The sequence below is a fragment of the Hansschlegelia sp. genome (assembly GCF_035538955.1).
GTDB lineage: Bacteria > Pseudomonadota > Alphaproteobacteria > Rhizobiales > Methylopilaceae > Methylopila.
Genome location: NZ_DATLJK010000015.1, coordinates 576879 through 594152, shown reverse-complemented (window position 1 = coordinate 594152; position 17274 = coordinate 576879). Strand labels below are relative to the sequence as shown.

Sequence of the window (17274 nt, the reverse complement as noted above, 5' to 3'; positions counted from 1 at the left end):
AGGCGAAACCGGGGCTCTCGCTTTCGCGAATGGCGGAGTGGTCACCCGACCATCTGGGGAACATTTCCCCGGAGGCCTTGTTTCATTGCCCGTCGGCGCCCGGCGCCGCGTCGCCCGACGCAGCCTGCCCGCCCGCCACGGCCGTACTGCGCGTAGGGGACCAGCGGTGAAGCATCCTTGCCGGAGCCTTCTCGGCGAAACCGCCGTCGCTTTCCGTTCTCCGCGAACGCCGCCTCGCGGCGGCCGAACGAGGTGCCTGCGCGGCGCTCTGGCCACGGCCGCGTTCCTTGTGGCCGCGTCCGTACCTGCGGCGGCGCAGCCCAGCCTCGAGCAGCTTTCGGCCGATGACCACAACTGGGTCATGGCCGCGAAGAACTACCAGAACACCCGCTTCAGCCCGATGGAGCAGATCAACGCCGGCAATGTCGCGCAGTTGAAGCTCGCCTGGACCTTCTCGGTCGGGGTCGACCGGGGACAGGAGGCCGCGCCGATCGTCGTCGACGGCATGATGTACGTCGTCGCGCCATATGCGGGGCCGTATCCGAACCGTGTCTTTGCGCTCGACGCTACGACGGGCGAGCTCAAGTGGAGCTACGCGCCGAAGCCCAATCCTTCGGCCGCGGGCGTCGCCTGCTGCGACGTCGTCAATCGCGGCCTGGCCTATGACGCCGGCAAGATCTTCCTGAACACGCTGGACGACCACACGGTCGCGCTCGACGCCAAGACCGGCGAGGAGCTTTGGGTCACGCAGCTCGGGGAGATCAACCGCGGCGAGACCGTCACCATGGCCCCGCTGGTGGTGCGCGGGAAGGTGATGGTCGGCAACAGCGGCGGCGAGATGGGCGTGCGCGGCTGGCTCACCGCGCTCGACGAGAACACCGGCAAGATCGTCTGGCGCGCCTACTCGACCGGTCCCGACAAGGACGTGCTGATCGGGCCGGACTTCAAGCCGAAATACGACTGGATGAAGGGCAAGGATCTCGGCGTCAAAACCTGGCCGGCCGAGCAGTGGAAGACCGGCGGCGGCACCGTCTGGGGCTGGGTCTCCTACGATCCCGAGCTCAACCTGATCTTCTACGGCTCCGGCAATCCCGGGCCGTGGAACTCCAATCAGCGGCCCGGCGACAATCTCTGGACCGCCACGATCTTCGCCCGTGATCCGGACACCGGACAGGCCAAATGGGCCTATCAGGCGAGCCCGCATGATCTGTGGGACCACGACGAGATCAACGAAAGCCTCGTGATCGATCTCGAGATCGACGGCAAGCAGCGCAAGATCCTGCTGCACCCCGGCCGCAACGGGTACATGTACGTCATCGACCGCGCGACCGGCGAGGTGATCTCGGCCGACCCGTTCGACACCATCACCGCCTATAAGGGCGTCGACCTCAAGACCGGGCGCAGCATCCCGAACGAGGAGCTCCACCCCTCGCTCAATCGGAACGTCCAGAACGTCTGTCCGGCGCCGCCCGGCGCGAAGGACTGGCAGCCGACCGCCTGGTCGCCCAAGACCAAGCTGCTCTATGTGCCGCACCAGCATTTGTGCGCGAACTTCAAGACCTCCGAAGTCAGCTACATCGCGGGCACGCCGTATCTCGGCGTCGAGGCCGACATGTACGCCGGCCCGGGCGGGAACCGCGGCGAGTTCATGGCCTGGGACCCGGTCAAGCGGGAGAAGGTCTGGGCCATCAAAGAGAATTTTCCGGTTTGGAGCGGCGCGCTCGTGACCGGAGGGGACGTCGCCTTCTACGGAACCATGGATCGCCTGTTCAAGGCGGTCGACGCCCGCGACGGCAAGCTGCTCTGGCAGTTCCGGGCCGGCTCCGGCTTCATCGGCCAGCCGATCACCTATATGGGCGCGGACGGCACGCAATATGTGGCGATCATGTCGGGCGTCGGCGGCTGGCCGGGCGCGATCGCGAACGCCGAACTTGATCCGCACGTCCGCAACGGCGCGCTCGGCTTTGTGGGCGCCACGCAGGATCTGCCGCTTTATACCGCCGGCGGTAGCAGCCTGATGGTGTTCGCCCTGCCGAAGCCCGGCGACGGCGCCCCGCCGAACGCGCAGCCCGCTCCCCGGCCGGAGGCGCCGCAATGATGCGAGGGCTCAGGACATCCTCCCCCCTGCCGCGCGCCCGAGCCATCCTGGGGCTGACGGCGGGGCCTCTGGTCTGCGCGACTCTGTTGCTCCCGCGCCTCGCAGTCGCGCAGCAGCCGGCCGACCAGCCGGCGCCGTCCTCCGGCGAACCCTCCGGAAAGGTCGTCGAGGAGCCGACGCCGAGCGGCAGCGCAGGCGGCGGCCCGACACAGGTCGAGGAGGACACGGGCTCCTATGCCGGCGGCGCTCCGGCAGCCCGGCTGCTGCAGACGCCCGTCACCAATGTCTTCCCAGGCGTGGTGAAGCGGAAGCCGGGCGTCGCCAACCCTGTGGCCGGCGACGCAGAGGCCGCGACCCGCGGCATGCAGTATTTCAACGCCTTCAACTGCTCCGGCTGCCACGCGCCTAATGGCGGCGGCGGCATGGGCCCCTCGCTCAGCAACGCGCCGTTCATCTACGGCTCGGAGCCAGCGAACATCTACCTGTCGATCTATCAGGGACGGCCCGGCGGAATGCCGACATTCGGCGGCACGGTGCCCGACAGCGTCATCTGGGACCTCGTCACTTACATCCAGGGCATCAGCAAGCCCTGGCCCGGCCAGAAATGGGGCGTGACCGTCTCCGCCGAGACGATGAAGGTCGAGCAGGTCCCGACCGAGTTCGGCGCCTCGATCGATCCGTGGTCGCAGACGCAGAGCTTCAGCCACGGCCAAAGGCCGAATTCGGCGCGCTGAGAGTGCAGCGCCCATGACCCGGCCCCATCCAGTTTCGAACCCAAGACGAAGACGGTCCCGCTGGCCCGCGGCCTGGACCGCCGCGGTCACGGCCGACGCGCTCTGCTCGGTCGCAGCCTCGGCGGAGACGCCGCTCGGTTATCTGGAAGGCTTCGGCGTCAAGACGCGCGAGATCGCGCATCTGACCTGGGCGCTGCTGATCCTGTCGATCGTCGTGGTGGTGATCACCAGCGCGCTGGTGGTGGTCGGCGCGCTGCTTCGCCGATCCCGCGCCCCGGTCGGGAACATCGAGCAGGAGCCGGTGTCGCGCAGCGGCCGGGGCGTCGCCTGGATCACCATCGGGGTGTCGGTCTCGACGGTCGCGCTGATCGGCTCGATGGCGTGGACCGCCTACACGATGGCCGCCATCCGCGCGCCCTCCCAGAATCCTGCGGTGACCATCGAGGTGACCGGCCGTCAATGGTGGTGGCAGGTCCGATATCAGAGCGACGATCCATCGCGCGTCTTCGACACCGCGAACGAGATCCACGTGCCGGTCGGCAAGCCGGTTCGGGTCCGGGTGAAGACCGCCGACGTGATCCACTCCTTCTGGATCCCGGCGGTCAGCGACAAGATCGACCTGATCCCAAACCAGACCAACGAGACCTGGTTCCAGGCCGACAAGGCGGGGATCTATCGCGGCCAGTGCTCGGAATATTGCGGCAAGCAGCACGCCCATATGGGGCTGGTGCTGGTCGCGGAAGACGAGGCGAGCTTCAAGGCGTGGTGGGACGGCCAACTCACGCCCGCCGCCGAACCGGAAAAGTCGGAGCTCGTGCGGGCGGAAGGCGTCTTTCTGCAGCGCTGCGGCGCCTGCCATGGCGTGCGCGGGACCAGCGCCGGCGGCAGGTTCGGCCCCGATCTGTCGCATCTGATGAGCCGGCGCACCATCGCCGCCGCCACGCTGCCTAACGATACCGGACATCTCTCCGGCTGGGTCGCCGACCCGCAGCACGTCAAGCCGGGCAATCTGATGCCGAACCTCGGCATTTCCGGCCCCGAGCTCGCCAGCGTTCAGACCTATCTGGCGACGCTGAACTAGCGGAGGAGCTGAGCCTTGGCCGTCATCGACTACGATCGTGCGCCGGAGTTCGCGACCGCAGGCTACGACTCGCCCGCCGCCTCGAGGCTGCATGCGCTATGGGAGACCAAGCCGGGGCTGATCGGCTGGCTGTCGACCGTCGACCACAAGGAACTCGGCGTCCGCTATCTGGTGACGGCCTTCGCCTTCCTGCTGCTCGGCGGCCTGGAGGCGCTGATCATGCGGCTGCAGCTCGCCCAGCCGAACGAGCATCTGCTGAGCCCGGAGCAGTACAACCAGATCTTCTCGATGCACGGCATCACGATGATCTTCCTGTACGCGCAGCCGATCCTGTCCGGGTTCAGCATCTATCTGTTCCCGCTGATCCTCGGCACGCGCGACATGGCGTTTCCGCGGCTGAACGCCTTCTCCTATTGGGCCTATCTGGCGGCCGGGCTGTTCATGTATGCGAGCTTCCTGATCGGGGCCGCGCCGAACGACGGCTGGTTCAACTACGCGCCCTACGCCCTGAAGCAGTTCAACCCGAACCCGAACATGGACTTCTACGCCCTCGGGATGATCCTGCTCGGCGTGTCCACCACGGCGGGGGCCGTGAATTTCCTGGTGACCTTCCTACGCCTCAGGGCGCCGGGCATGTCGATCAACCGCGTCCCGATCCTCGCCTGGGGCACGACGACCACCTCGGTTGGTATCCTGTTGTCCGTGCCGGCGGTGAGCCTCGCCTTTTTCCTGCTATGGCTCGACCGGCAGTTCGGAACCCACTTCTACAATCCCGACGGGCAGGGGCAGCCGCTGCTCTGGCAGCACCTGTTCTGGATGTTCGCCCATCCCTGGGTCTACATCATCGTGCTGCCGGCGATGGGCATCGTCTCCGACGCCCTGCCGATCTTCTGCCGCCGCCCGCTGGTCGGCTACACGGTGGTGGTGCTCGCCACGATCACCACCATGGTGCTCGGCTTCGGCGTCTGGCTGCACCACATGTTCGCGACCGGACTGCCGTTCCTCGCCCTGTCCTTCTTCAGCGGCGCGTCGTTCATCATCACAGTGCCGAGCGCCGTCGCGGTGTTCGCGTGGATCGCCACGATCTGGGCGGGACGCCCGGTGTTCACCACCGCCTTCCTGTACTTCGCCGGCTTCGTCTCGATGTTCGTCATCGGCGGCGTCTCGGGCGTGATGACGGCCGCGGTGCCCGCCGACCGTCAGCTGACCGACACCTATTTCGTGGTCGCGCACATCCATTACGTGCTGATCGGCATCAATCTGTTCCCGGTGCTCGGCGGGCTGCACGTCTGGTTCCCGAAGATGACCGGTCGAATGCTGAGCGAGCGCCTCGGCCGCTGGTCCTTCTGGACGGTGTTCATCGGCTTCAACATGGCGTTCCTGCCGATGCACTGGACCGGCCTCGCCGGCATGCCGCGGCGCATCTACACCTATCCGGAAGGGATGGGCTGGGACACCGTCAACCTGATCACGACCATCGGCGCGTTCGTACTCGCAGCCGGGATCCTGATCTTCCTCGCCAACATCGCGCTCAGCCGCCGGAACGGCAGGGTCGCCGGCCCGAATCCGTGGGACGGGCCGACCCTGGAATGGTCCACGCCGTCGCCGCCGCCGCCCTACAATTTCCCGGTCATTCCCGCCGTCGCAAGCCGCCACCCGCTCTGGGAGGACCGGCTCGACGAAGGGCTCGGCCGCTCGTCGATCCGCCGCGGCGTCGTGCTCGACCACGGCAAGGAGGCGCTCGCGACCTCGACGCTGGACGGCGAGCCGGACGCGATCCTCAAGATGCCGGAGGACTCGCTCAGCCCCCTCGTCGCCACCATCGTAATGACGGCGGCCTTCGCCGGCCTTCTGCTCCACTGGTGGATGTTTGCAGGCGTCTGCGCCGCGCTGCTGCTCGCCGCCACCATCATCTGGCTGTGGCCGGAGCGCGAGCTCGGCCAGCGGGCGGAGGCGTCGCATGGCTGACGCGACCGATCTCGAACGGCTGCCGATCGGCAGCATCGGCCATCGCGCCTCCGGCTGGTGGGGGATGCTTGCGGTCATCATGACCGAAGGGGCTTTGTTCTCATACCTGCTGTTCAGCTACTACTACTTCGCCGTGCAGTACGGCCGCGCGTTCCTGCCGCCGGACCTGCCGAAGCTCCATCTCTCCGTGCCGAACACGGCGCTGCTGCTGCTCAGCAGCGTCGCGGTGTGGTGGGCCGAGCAGGGCGCGAAGCTTGGCGACCGTCGGCGGCTCGCGCTCGGGCTGGCGGCCGCCCTGATCATGGGCGTGGGGTTCGTCGCCGTTCAGGCGCTCGAATGGAGCGAGCAGTCCTTCACCATCGCCTCGAGCTCCTATGGCTCGCTGTTCTTCACGATCACCGGGTTCCACATGGCGCATGTGATCGCGGGCGATATCGTGCTCGCGGTCCTGCTCCTCTGGACCCTGCTCGGCTACTTCGACGCGCGGCGCAACGCGGCCGTCTCGATCGGCGCGATCTACTGGCATTTCGTCGACGCCGTGTGGCTCACGCTGTTCTTCACCTTCTACGTCACGCCACGGTTGAGCTGAGCCATGACGCGCTCCGTCCTTGACGCCTATCCGGTCGAACATCCCGCCCCGCATGCGCATCACGCGCGCATCGAGTGGCTCGCCGCAGCCCTGTTCACCGCGCCCGCCGCGTGGTTCCTGCAGCTGTGCGCCGTTTACGCGCTGGGCAGCCACGCATGCTATCCCCGGGCCGCGCCGCTCCAGGCGGCTCTGCCGGGCTGGGAATGGACCTGGGGCGCGTCGCTTGCGATCAACCTCGCGACGCTCGTGCTCGCGGTGGCCGCGACCGCATTTTCTTACTGGATCTGGCGCCAGACCCGCGGCGAGTCCGAGGGCGGACACCACCACGCCGTCGAGGCCGGCGAGGGCCGGACCCGCTTCCTGGCGGTGTTCGGATTGTGGTCCGGCGTCTGGTTCGCGCTGGCGATCCTGTTCGACACCATCGCGCTGATGGGCGTGCCGTTATGCGGAAGCTGACCCGGATTCTCGTCGTCGCCGCCGCCGGCCTGGCCTGCGCGTCGGGCCCGGCCGCGGCGCATGCGGGGTATGGGCGCCCGCTGTCATCGGCCCTCTGGGATTGGACCTTCGAGCCCTGGGTGACGATCTCCATGGGCGTCGCCTCGATCCTTTACCTGCGCGGCGTTCTCAACATGCGCGCTCGCTCGGAGCGGCTGATCCGGCTGCGCGAGCTGGCCGCATTCCTGGCTGGGCTCGTCGCGCTGCTGATCGCGCTGGAATCGCCGATCGACGCGCTCAGCGCGGACCTCTTCTCCGTGCACATGGTCCAGCATCTCATCCTCATGCTCGTCGCCGCGCCGCTGTTCGTGCTGGCGCGGCCTCATCTGGTGTTCCTCTGGGGCTTTCCTCCGGGCGGCCGCCGCAGGCTCGGGCGGTTCTGGGCGGCCGGGGCAGGCCGTATGATCCAGGCCCTGTCGTCGCCGGTCTCGGTCTGGCTCTGGTTCTGCGGCCTGTTCGCCTTCTGGCACCTGCCGGGCCCTTACGAATGGGCGCTGCGCCATGAGGGCTTGCACATCTTCGAGCACATCTGCTTCTTCGTCAGCGCCTTCGCTTTCTGGTCGGTGGTCATGGAGCGCGACACGGGGCGGCTCGGCTATGGCGGCCGGCTGATCTTCGTCGCGACCGCGGCGGTGCTGAGCGGGCTGCCCGGCGCGCTCATGGTGCTGACCGACAGGCCGTTCTACGGGATCCACGCGCAAAGCGCCGCGCTCTGGGGCCTGACGGCGCTGCAGGACCAGCAGCTCGCCGGCCTGATCATGTGGGTCCCGGCCGGGTTCGCCTATGTGGCGGCGATCATGATCCTGTTCGTCAAATGGATGGCGGCGGCCGAGGAGCGGGCTGGCGCCCGCGCCGCGCGGTTCGCCGGCCTCGCCTCGACGGCGATCGCCTGCCTGATGGTTCTGTCGGGATGCGACGACCAGAGCGTGGCGAGCGAAGCCCACAGAATTCCTGGCGGCGATCCCGAGCGCGGCGCCCGCCAGATCGTCGCCGCCGGCTGCGGGACCTGCCACATGATCCCGGGCGTCGACGGCGCCGAGGGCCTCGTCGGGCCGCCGCTCGACCACATGGACCGACGAATCCTGCTCGCCGGCCGGCTCAGCAACACCCCTGACAACATGATCCTCTGGCTGCGCCGCCCGCAGCTGGTCGAGCCGGGGACCGGCATGCCCGACACCGGCCTCTCGGACCAGCAGGCGCGGGACGTCGCCGCCTATCTCTACACGCTGAAGTAGGCGCGGCTCCGGGCCAACTCCGGCAAAAATCCCGCGTGTGGACGCGCGGCGGGTTCGAGTTTCGGCTGCCTTCCGCTAAGCTGGGCGCATGAACCTGATGCGTGCTCGCATCCGGGCGGCGCCGATTGTTCGCTCCGCGCCGTCCAACGGGAAGTTGATCGTCACGGCGGGGACGACCGTCGTGCGCCCTGCGCCTGCCGGGCTACAGTGGGCAGAGCCCTCTCCCCTACTGGAGCACGGCTCACCGAAACCGCGTCTTGCGCTGAGGACCCGTGCCAAGAGGACTTGGTCGGCGATGGTCGCTAAGCTCGCTGCTCTGGCTGCTCTGTTCGTTGTGGGCCTGCTGCTGATATTGGCTGGCCTTCACCAGCTGAACATCCACTATGGGTTCGATAACCCGGTGTTGGTCAGCTTCGGCGCCATGATGGCTTTCGGCCTCCTGGCCACCATCGTGGTGTGCGCCGTATTGAGCGATGAGCGCTAGACCGACCCAAGCCTCAAGGCCGCGGTTTCGCGCAAAGGGACGACCACATGAACATAGCAGCCTCCGCGAAGCTCCAGGCCAGGGTGGTGTTCGCGCTCATCGTGCAGCGCATCCGCACCCAACATGCCGGATCCCGCGCCGGCTACATCTGGGCGATTCTCGAGCCGATCATCTGGATTTTCGTTCTGAAGTTCGCGATCCGCGGCAAGGACAACAACCACCCGCCGATCGGAACCAGCTACGAGGTTTTCTACGCCACCGGCGTCGTGATCGCGCGCGGCTGGCGCACCACCTCCCAAAGCGTCGCCCGGGCAGTTCGCAAACGAACAAAATCAGCATTGCTGTTCAGGATAGATGCGGCTTACGCCGCCTGGCTTCTGAATACGGCGACATCAGCCGTCGCAATGCTTCTTATTCTCTTCATCCTTGGGTTGTTTGGCTACGACGTTATGCCGAACAGCCCCCTGATATGCATCGCGGCGTTTCTTGCCGCAGCATTGTTCTCATTCGGCTTCGGCCTGATGCTGGCTCTGCTGCTGACCGCCGCTCCCGGCATCTCTCATTTCCAGCACATCATCATGCTGGTTATCTTTATAACGTCCGGATTTTCGATGATTATCGATAGGGTTGCACCTCAGCTGCGTCAGGTGCTTCTCTGGAATCCGCTTGTCCATTGCATCGAGTGGTTCAGAGAGGGATTTTATAAGGGATACGTATGCGCAAATCTTGACCTTTTCTACTTGTTCTCTGTGTCAATTACGTTCATTTTGTGCGGCCTGGCAGGAGAGCGGGTGACGCGCCACCACTTCAATCGCGCCCCGATCCGCTGAGACGTCCGAGAGCTCGCCTCTCGCCTGAAAGGTCCAATCGGATAAACCGCCTACCGGCGGCGCCTGATTAGGACTCGCCCCGGCAGCGTGCGCATGCGGCGTTGATGTCTTGGGCGGGAGGGCTCCGCTCCCGCCCAAGTCCCGCGCGACGTCTCCTTGCGCCAGTCACTGCGTCGGTGGTTCTTACATACCCGCGGGACCGGCGCGGCCCAGAATGCCCGGGAGAGCCAAAAATGCGTCTCATGGAGGCCGCACCTGGCGGAAGCGTCGGCGTTCGACGAGTTGATATGGCTCTGGCATGCCAGATGTGATGGCCAGCGGCCGCAATCGCTGCTAACGTTAGAGCCGTTGCAAACTGCTGCTCCATATTGAGACGCGGGTGAAATGACCGGAGCGCCGCCTGCGGCGCGCCGCGGCGAGGTCCGCGATCCCGGGTTGGTGGTGTGAGGCTTGGAGAACCGCTCTCGATGTGCGATCCGCGAAGTTCCATAGATTGGCCGGCCGTCATCACCGACGCCTATGCGGCGGAGGCGCGACCGCCTCTGACGGAGCATCTTCGGGAGGAGATTCGCACCGCGCTCGGCGAAGCGCTGGCGCCTCAGGCGGGCGAAGAGACGGCGAACGTGGTTCAGCGGGCGAATGAGGCGCTCGACGCCTTCGAGGTCCGGCTGCGCTCGGTGGTGGGGCCGCGCGTCGACCGGATCGACGAACAGGCCGGCGCCGTGGCCATGAAGCACCGCTCCGAGGCTGATCATCCGTTGAGGGCCTTCGGGGGTCAGTAATTTCTGACGATTGCGCGCCGGTGCGGTAGAACCGCTCCGAATTTCCAAATGCGGCGAACGTACGTAGCGATATGAGCCAGGCTAACAACCAGAACGTCCAGCGTTTTTCGCATCCCGGCCGCGGCCGGAACGCCGCTCGCCCGGTGCCAAAGGGCCGCCAGGTCGAACCGCGCGCCAAGGTCGAGATCGAGACGCTGCTCGGCGACCGCTCGCGCCAGCGCGACCTTCTCATCGAGCATTTGCACCTGATCCAGGACACTTATGGGCAGATCAGCGCGGCCCACCTGGCGGCGCTCGCTGACGAGATGCGGCTCGCTTTCGCCGAAGTGTACGAGACGGCGACCTTTTACGCCCACTTCGACGTGGTGCGGGAGGGCGAGGCCGACATTCCGCAGCTGACCGTCCGGGTCTGCGACAGCATCACCTGCGCGATGTTCGGCGCGGAGAAGTTGCTGGAGACGCTGCAGGCGGACCTCAAGGGCGACGTGCGCGTCGTGCGCGCGCCCTGCGTCGGCCTGTGCGACCACGCGCCGGCGGTCGAGGTCGGCCACAACTTCCTGCACCGGGCGACGCCGGAAACCGTGGCGGCCGCAGTGGCCGCCGGCGACACCCACGCGCATGTGCCGGATTATGTCGACTACGACGCCTATCGCCGCGACGGCGGCTACGCGACGCTCGACCGGCTGCGCAGCGGCGCGCTCTCGATCGACGAGGTTTTGACGGCTCTGGACGACGGCGGCCTGCGCGGCCTCGGCGGCGCCGGCTTCCCGACCGGCCGCAAGTGGCGGTCGGTGCGCGGCGAGCCCGGCCCGCGTCTGATGGCGGTGAACGGCGACGAGGGCGAGCCCGGCACCTTCAAGGACCAGCTCTACCTCAACACCGACCCTCACCGTTTCCTCGAGGGCACGCTGATCGGCGCGCATGTCGTCGAGGCGACAGACGTCTACATCTATCTGCGCGACGAGTACCCGATCTCGCGCGAGATCCTGACGCGCGAGATCGCCAAGCTGCCTGCGGGCGGTCCGGTCATCCACCTGCGGCGCGGCGCCGGGGCTTACATCTGCGGCGAGGAATCGTCGCTGATCGAGTCGCTCGAGGGCAAGCGCGGGCTGCCGCGGCACAAGCCGCCTTTCCCGTTCCAGGTCGGCCTGTTCGGCCGCCCGACCCTGATCAACAACATCGAGACCCTGTTCTGGGTCCGCGACCTGATCGAGCGCGGCGCGGAGTGGTGGAAGAGCCACGGCCGTAACGACCGCGTCGGGCTGCGCTCCTATTCGGTCTCCGGCCGCGTGAAGGAGCCCGGCGTGAAGCTCGCGCCGGCGGGCCTCACCATCCAGGAGCTGATCGACGAATATTGCGGCGGCATGGCCGACGGTCACGTGTTTGCGGCCTATCTGCCGGGCGGCGCCTCCGGCGGAATCCTGCCGGCCTCCATGAACGACATCCCGCTCGATTTCGGCACCCTCGAAAAGTACGGCTGCTTCATCGGCTCGGCCGCCGTGGTGATTCTTTCGGATCAGGACGACGTCCGTGGAGCCGCCTTGAACCTGATGCGTTTCTTCGAGGACGAGTCCTGCGGCCAGTGCACGCCTTGCCGTTCAGGCACGCAGAAGGCGCGCATGCTGATGGAACAGGGCGATTGGGACACCGAACTGCTGGGAGAGCTGTCGCAATGCATGCGCGACGCCTCCATCTGCGGATTGGGCCAGGCGGCCTCGAACCCGCTGACGAGCGTGATCCGGTTCTTCCCGGATCTGTTCCCGGCGCCCCGGTCGATCGCCGCCGAGTGAACGAACAAACCTGCGCCGCCGCTTCGGGCGGCTCTGATCTATTTCCGACGCCAGATGTTGGAGCGGAATCATGAACGACGACGGCCACAAGAGCAGCGACGAGATCGGTTCGTCCAAGGCGGAGTTCCGCGCGCCCGGCGTGCAGGACGCCGGCGGCCAGGCCTCGGGAGATCGCCCCGACGCCGGCGGCGCCTATTCGGTAGGAACCAAGTCGGGCGGCCAGGCGTCGCCCGGGCCGAGCGGGCTCGACGGCATCAAGAAGCGCGCCGACGCCGCTCCCGGCATCGTTTTCGAGCTCGACGGGCAGCAGGTCGAGGCGCAGCCCGGCGAGACCATCTGGTCGGTGGCCAAACGGCTCGGCACGCACATCCCGCACCTCTGCCACAAGCCGGAGCCGGGCTATCGGCCCGACGGCAATTGCCGCGCCTGCATGGTGGAGATAGAGGGCGAGCGCGTCCTTGCCGCCTCGTGCAAGCGCACGCCCGGCGTCGGGATGAAGGTGAAGACGGCGACCGAGCGCGCGACCAAGGCGCGGGCCATGGTGCTCGAGCTCCTCGTCGCGGACCAGCCCGAGCGTGAGACCTCCCACGACCCGACGTCCCACTTCTGGGCGCAGGCCGACTTCGTCAATGTAGACCAGAGCCGCTTCCCGACCGCCGAGCGGTGGTCGAGCGACATCAGCCACCCGGCCATGAGCGTCAATCTCGACGCCTGCATCCAGTGCAATCTCTGCGTTCGGGCGTGCCGCGAAGTCCAGGTCAACGACGTCATCGGCATGGCGTACCGCTCGGCCGGCACGAAGGTCGTGTTCGACTTCGACGATCCGATGGGCGGCTCGACCTGCGTCGCATGCGGCGAGTGCGTGCAGGCCTGCCCGACCGGCGCGCTGATGCCCGCCGCCTATCTGGACGCCGAGCAGACCCGCACCGTGTATCCCGACCGCGAGGTGGACTCGCTCTGCCCCTATTGCGGCGTCGGCTGCCAGGTCTCGTACAAGGTCAAGGACGAGAAGATCGTCTACGCCGAGGGCCGCAACGGTCCGGCCAACCAGAACCGGCTCTGCGTGAAGGGGCGGTTCGGCTTCGACTACGTCCACCACCCTCACCGGCTGACCGCGCCGCTGATCCGGCTCGACAACATGCCGAAGGACGCCAACGACGAGGTCGATCCCGCCAACCCGTGGACACACTTCCGCGAGGCCACGTGGGAGGAAGCGCTCGACCGCGCCGCCGGCGGCCTCAAGGCGATACGCGATCAGCACGGCCCCAAGGCGCTGGCCGGCTTCGGCTCCGCCAAGGGCTCGAATGAAGAGGCGTATCTGTTCCAGAAGCTGGTGCGGCTCGGCTTCGGCTCGAACAATGTCGACCATTGCACGCGCCTCTGCCACGCCTCCTCGGTCGCGGCCCTCATGGAGGGTCTAAACTCCGGCGCCGTGTCGGCGCCGTTCTCGGCCGCGCTCGACGCCGAAGTGATCATCATCATCGGCGCCAATCCGACCGTGAACCATCCGGTCGCCGCCACCTTCATCAAGAACGCGGTGAAGGAGCGGGGCGCAAAGCTGATCGTGATGGATCCGCGCCGCCAGGCGCTGTCGCGCCACGCCTACAAGCACCTCGCCTTCCGGCCGGGCTCCGACGTCGCGATGCTCAACGCGATGCTCAACGTCATCGTGACGGAGAAGCTCTACGACGAGCAGTACATCGCCGGCTACACCGAGAACTTCGAGGCTCTGAAGGAAAAGATCGTCGAGTTCACGCCGGAGAAGATGGCGAGCGTCTGCGGCATCGACGCCGAGACCTTACGTGAGGTCGCGCGGCTTTACGCCCGCTCGCGCGCCTCGATCATCTTCTGGGGCATGGGCATCAGCCAGCACGTGCACGGCACGGACAACTCGCGCTGCCTGATCGCCTTGGCGCTGGTCACCGGCCAGATCGGCCGGCCCGGCACCGGACTGCATCCGCTCCGCGGCCAGAACAACGTCCAGGGCGCCTCGGACGCCGGACTGATCCCGATGGTCTATCCCGACTATCAGGATGTCGAAAAGGGCGCGGTCCGCGAGCTGTTCGAGGAGTTCTGGGGCCAGAAGCTCGACCCGCGGAAGGGCCTGACGGTCGTCGAGATCATGCGGGCGATCCACGCCGGCGAGATCAAGGGCATGTTCGTCGAGGGCGAAAACCCCGCGATGTCAGACCCTGACCTCAACCATGCGCGCCACGCGCTCGCGATGCTCGACCATCTGGTCGTGCAGGACCTGTTCCTCACCGAGACCGCGTTCCACGCCGACGTGGTGCTGCCGGCTTCCGCCTTCGCCGAGAAGGCGGGCAGCTTCACCAACACGGACCGGCGCGTGCAGATCGCGCGGCCGGTGGTCTCGCCGCCCGGCGACGCGCGGCAGGACTGGTGGATCATCCAGGAGCTCGCCAAGCGGCTTGGGCTCGACTGGAACTACACGGGTCCGGCGGACATCTTCGCCGAGATGGCGCAGGTCATGCCGTCGCTCAACAACATCACCTGGGAGCGGCTGGAGCGCGAAGGCGCGGTGACCTATCCGGTCGACGCGCCGGACGAGCCCGGAGACGAGATCATCTTCTACGCCGGTTTCCCAACGCAGAGCGGGCGCGCGAAGATCGTTCCGGCGCACATCGTGCCGCCCGACGAGGTGCCGGACGCGGAATTCCCGATGGTGCTGTCCACCGGACGCGTGCTGGAGCACTGGCACACCGGGTCGATGACCCGTCGCGCCGGCGTTCTCGACGCGCTGGAGCCGGAGGCCGTCGCCTTCCTGGCGCCGAAGGAGCTCTACCGGCTCGGCCTCGAGCCCGGTCAGTCGATGCGTCTGGAAACCCGCCGCGGCGCCGTTGTGGTCAAGGTCCGCTCCGACCGCGACGTGCCGATCGGCATGGTGTTCATGCCCTTCTGCTACGCGGAGGCCGCCGCCAATCTGCTGACGAACCCGGCGCTCGACCCGATGGGCAAGATCCCCGAGTTCAAGTTCTGCGCGGCGCGTGTGACGCCCGTCGAGCCGGCCATCATGGCCGCCGAATAGCGGACGCGCGATAAGTCAGAAAAGGCGGGAAGCCGAACGGCCTCCCGCCTTTTTTTGCGTTCTGAGCTGTCCTGGCGTGCGAGGCGGCGGTCGCTGGAGCCAGCTTGGCTACGTCCAGCGAACGCGGACGCGACGGGGACCGCGTCAGCGCGCCGCGAAAAACTTCAGATCGAGCGCTCCGAGGGCGAGCAGCGGGCTGGGCAACGTCACCCCCGCGCGCCGCATGCTCTGAACCGACGCGCGGCAGCCCGCGGGATCGTTGGCCGCCGCCGCGGCCTCGGCCTGCGCCACAGCCTCCGGACTGGGCTTGGTCGGAGGCGCAGGCGTGGTGGGGGCCGGCGTCGGCGCCTTCGCGGCGCTGTTTGCGGCGAGGCGCGCGTCGGCGGGCTTCGCGGCCGCGTCGCCGCCGGAGGCGCCGGAGCCGGAGCCCGACGCCTTGGAGTCATTGCTGACCGGCCCGCTGAGGCCCGAATTCTGCTGCACGCCACCGGCTGCGCCGCCCGGCTTCTCCTCGCCCTTCCCCGTCGGCGCGGAGACCGCCGTCTGCTGCTTCGGGTCGACCGGCGTGGTCGCCGGCGGGTTCGCAGGCGCGGGCGGCTTCACGAAGGCCAGAAGCTCCTGGCACAGATCCGCAGGCTGGCCATGGGGCGCGGGCGTTGCGGCAGGCTCCTGCGCCACGACCGGAGCGGCCGCGAAGGTCGCCGCGACGAGGACGACGACAGAAAGACGCTTGGTCATATCAGGTCCTCAAAACTGCCTCTGATGAGCGGGCGCGCGCCGAAGCGGCGGCCAGTTCAGGAGCCCTTGGAGTCCGCGCGGGCGTCCTCGGCCTTCTCTCTCGTCTCGTTCGTAAAGTCGGCCGGCGTCGGATCGCCGTTCCACTTGTGTCCGACGAGGTTCGTGCCCGGCTCGGAGATTCGGACGCCGGAGGTGGCGAACTTCTGATAGGCGAGTTGCTGGCTGCCGCTGAGCACGACGCTGGCGACGAAGCCGATCGCGACGGCGGCGACGAGCGCGATAAGGAACGCCTTCATTGTTCACTCCGATCCCAAGCGCCGCGGCTGCGCTGCCTTGCCTGTCCGCCTATTCGGCGGGTTGCGGATGACCTTTGAGGCGGGGGCCGCCGCCGGCCTTCGCCTGCTGCTCCTCGACCCAGAGATCGTGATGCGCGCGCGCCCACGCGAGGTCGACCTCGCCGCTGCCCATCGCGGAGAAGGATCCCTCGATGCCGACCGTGCCGGTGTAGATGTGCAGAATGATGCCAGCGATGAACAGCGCCCCGATCGAGGCGTGGACGATCTGCATCAGCTGCATGCCGTTGACATCGACCAGCGCGAACGGGAACAGCATGGCGATGCCGGTGACGCCCATCGCGAGGCCGAAGCCGACCACCATCCAGAAGATGACCTTCTGACCGGCGTTGAAGCGCTCCGCATGCGCGTGACCGCCGAGCACGCCGCCGCCCGCCTTGAGCCACGCCCAGTCGATCCGGTTCGGGATGTTGTCCTTCACCCAGACGAACAGCATCGTCAGGACGCCCAGCATGAACGGCCATGCCAGGTAGACATGCGCGTATTTCGCAAGCTGTGAGGCCGTCCCGAAAGCGTCCGGACCGATCAGCGGCATGAGCAGGCGCTTGCCGAAGATGTAGTTCAGCCCGGACAGCGCCAGCACGATGAAGCAGGTGGCCGTCATCCAGTGGTTGAAGCGCTCGAACGCGTTGTAGCGCGTGATCTTCTCCGCGCTGCGCGGCGACGCCATGCGGCCCTTGATCAGCAGGAACGCGGCCAACACGACGATCATGCCGAGGATCACCACGCCGGCGATCCAGGGCAGCGAGCGCTCATGGAAGGCGCGGTATTCGCGACCCTGCGGCTGGATCAGGTTTGCGGCCTTCTGGTCCGGAATGCTGACGCGGCCGTGGATCTTGGAATCCTGCTTGAACAGGTATTCCTCGTTGACCGAATCCGCCGTGGGGTTGTCCCCGGACGGGTTTTCGCCGACCTGCGTCGGGTTCTGCGCGAAGGCCGCGCCGACCGCGACCGGCGCGCCCGCGAGCGTCACGGCGACGACAAGAGTGCTGAGAAGCTTCAACGCTGAGCGCATCGGCCGTCCTCCCGAACGCGTCTTCATGGCCGCGCG

The 17274-nt window shown here is 67.3% G+C and carries 15 protein-coding genes; 12 read left to right on the top strand and 3 right to left on the bottom strand.

The window, feature by feature from the left end:
* Window positions 1-289 precede the first annotated feature (289 nt).
* The 12 genes from VM780_RS14855 (at window position 290) to fdhF (ending at window position 15132) form a co-directional block, all read left to right on the top strand.
* A complete protein-coding gene (locus tag VM780_RS14855; protein WP_325448657.1) occupies window positions 290-2098 on the top strand; it encodes a methanol/ethanol family PQQ-dependent dehydrogenase in 1809 nt (602 codons plus the stop codon).
* A gap of 86 nt (window positions 2099-2184) precedes the next feature.
* A complete protein-coding gene (locus VM780_RS14850; RefSeq protein ID WP_325448655.1) occupies window positions 2185-2832 on the top strand; it encodes a c-type cytochrome in 648 nt (215 codons plus the stop codon).
* A gap of 13 nt (window positions 2833-2845) precedes the next feature.
* Window positions 2846-3913 (top strand): cytochrome c oxidase subunit II, encoded by a 1068-nt coding sequence (coxB, locus tag VM780_RS14845; RefSeq protein WP_325448653.1) that lies wholly within the window; start codon window positions 2846-2848, stop codon window positions 3911-3913.
* A gap of 15 nt (window positions 3914-3928) precedes the next feature.
* Window positions 3929-5881 carry a cytochrome c oxidase subunit I gene (gene ctaD, locus VM780_RS14840; RefSeq protein ID WP_414652828.1) on the top strand — a complete coding sequence of 651 codons (1953 nt, stop codon included), beginning with the start codon at window positions 3929-3931 and terminating at the stop codon, window positions 5879-5881.
* Window positions 5874-6470 carry a cytochrome c oxidase subunit 3 gene (locus VM780_RS14835; RefSeq protein ID WP_325448651.1) on the top strand — a complete coding sequence of 199 codons (597 nt, stop codon included), beginning with the start codon at window positions 5874-5876 and terminating at the stop codon, window positions 6468-6470. Before ctaD ends, VM780_RS14835 begins: the two co-directional genes overlap by 8 nt.
* A gap of 3 nt (window positions 6471-6473) precedes the next feature.
* Entirely contained in the window at window positions 6474-6926 is a 453-nt protein-coding gene (locus VM780_RS14830) for a hypothetical protein (protein WP_325448649.1), read from the top strand.
* A complete protein-coding gene (locus VM780_RS14825) occupies window positions 6914-8200 on the top strand; it encodes a cytochrome c oxidase assembly protein (RefSeq protein WP_325448647.1) in 1287 nt (428 codons plus the stop codon). Before VM780_RS14830 ends, VM780_RS14825 begins: the two co-directional genes overlap by 13 nt.
* Before the next feature lie 295 nt (window positions 8201-8495).
* A complete protein-coding gene (locus tag VM780_RS14820) occupies window positions 8496-8684 on the top strand; it encodes a hypothetical protein (protein ID WP_325448645.1) in 189 nt (62 codons plus the stop codon).
* Between the two features lie 47 nt (window positions 8685-8731).
* The gene (locus VM780_RS14815) at window positions 8732-9514 is read left to right on the top strand and encodes an ABC transporter permease (protein ID WP_325448643.1); all 783 of its coding nucleotides are present in this window, start codon (window positions 8732-8734) and stop codon (window positions 9512-9514) included.
* A 467-nt stretch (window positions 9515-9981) separates the two neighbouring features.
* Window positions 9982-10296, top strand: coding sequence for a hypothetical protein (locus VM780_RS14810; protein ID WP_325448641.1), 315 nt, complete (start codon window positions 9982-9984; stop codon window positions 10294-10296).
* A 71-nt stretch (window positions 10297-10367) separates the two neighbouring features.
* Window positions 10368-12086, top strand: coding sequence for an NAD(P)H-dependent oxidoreductase subunit E (locus VM780_RS14805; RefSeq protein ID WP_325448639.1), 1719 nt, complete (start codon window positions 10368-10370; stop codon window positions 12084-12086).
* Between the two features lie 70 nt (window positions 12087-12156).
* Window positions 12157-15132: a formate dehydrogenase subunit alpha gene (gene fdhF, locus VM780_RS14800; protein WP_325448637.1), complete on the top strand. Its 2976-nt coding sequence runs from the start codon at window positions 12157-12159 to the stop codon at window positions 15130-15132.
* 144 nt (window positions 15133-15276) lie between these two features.
* On the opposite strand, the gene VM780_RS14795 is transcribed toward fdhF, so the two are convergent.
* From VM780_RS14795 to VM780_RS14785, 3 genes are read right to left on the bottom strand one after another with little or no spacing between them, the layout of a single operon-like run.
* The gene (locus tag VM780_RS14795) at window positions 15277-15870 is read right to left on the bottom strand and encodes a hypothetical protein (RefSeq protein ID WP_325448635.1); all 594 of its coding nucleotides are present in this window, start codon (window positions 15868-15870) and stop codon (window positions 15277-15279) included.
* Between the two features lie 56 nt (window positions 15871-15926).
* Window positions 15927-16166 (bottom strand): hypothetical protein, encoded by a 240-nt coding sequence (locus VM780_RS14790; protein ID WP_325448633.1) that lies wholly within the window; start codon window positions 16164-16166, stop codon window positions 15927-15929.
* Between the two features lie 49 nt (window positions 16167-16215).
* Entirely contained in the window at window positions 16216-17238 is a 1023-nt protein-coding gene (locus VM780_RS14785) for a formate dehydrogenase subunit gamma (RefSeq protein WP_325448631.1), read from the bottom strand.
* Between the last annotated feature and the right edge of the window lie 36 nt (window positions 17239-17274).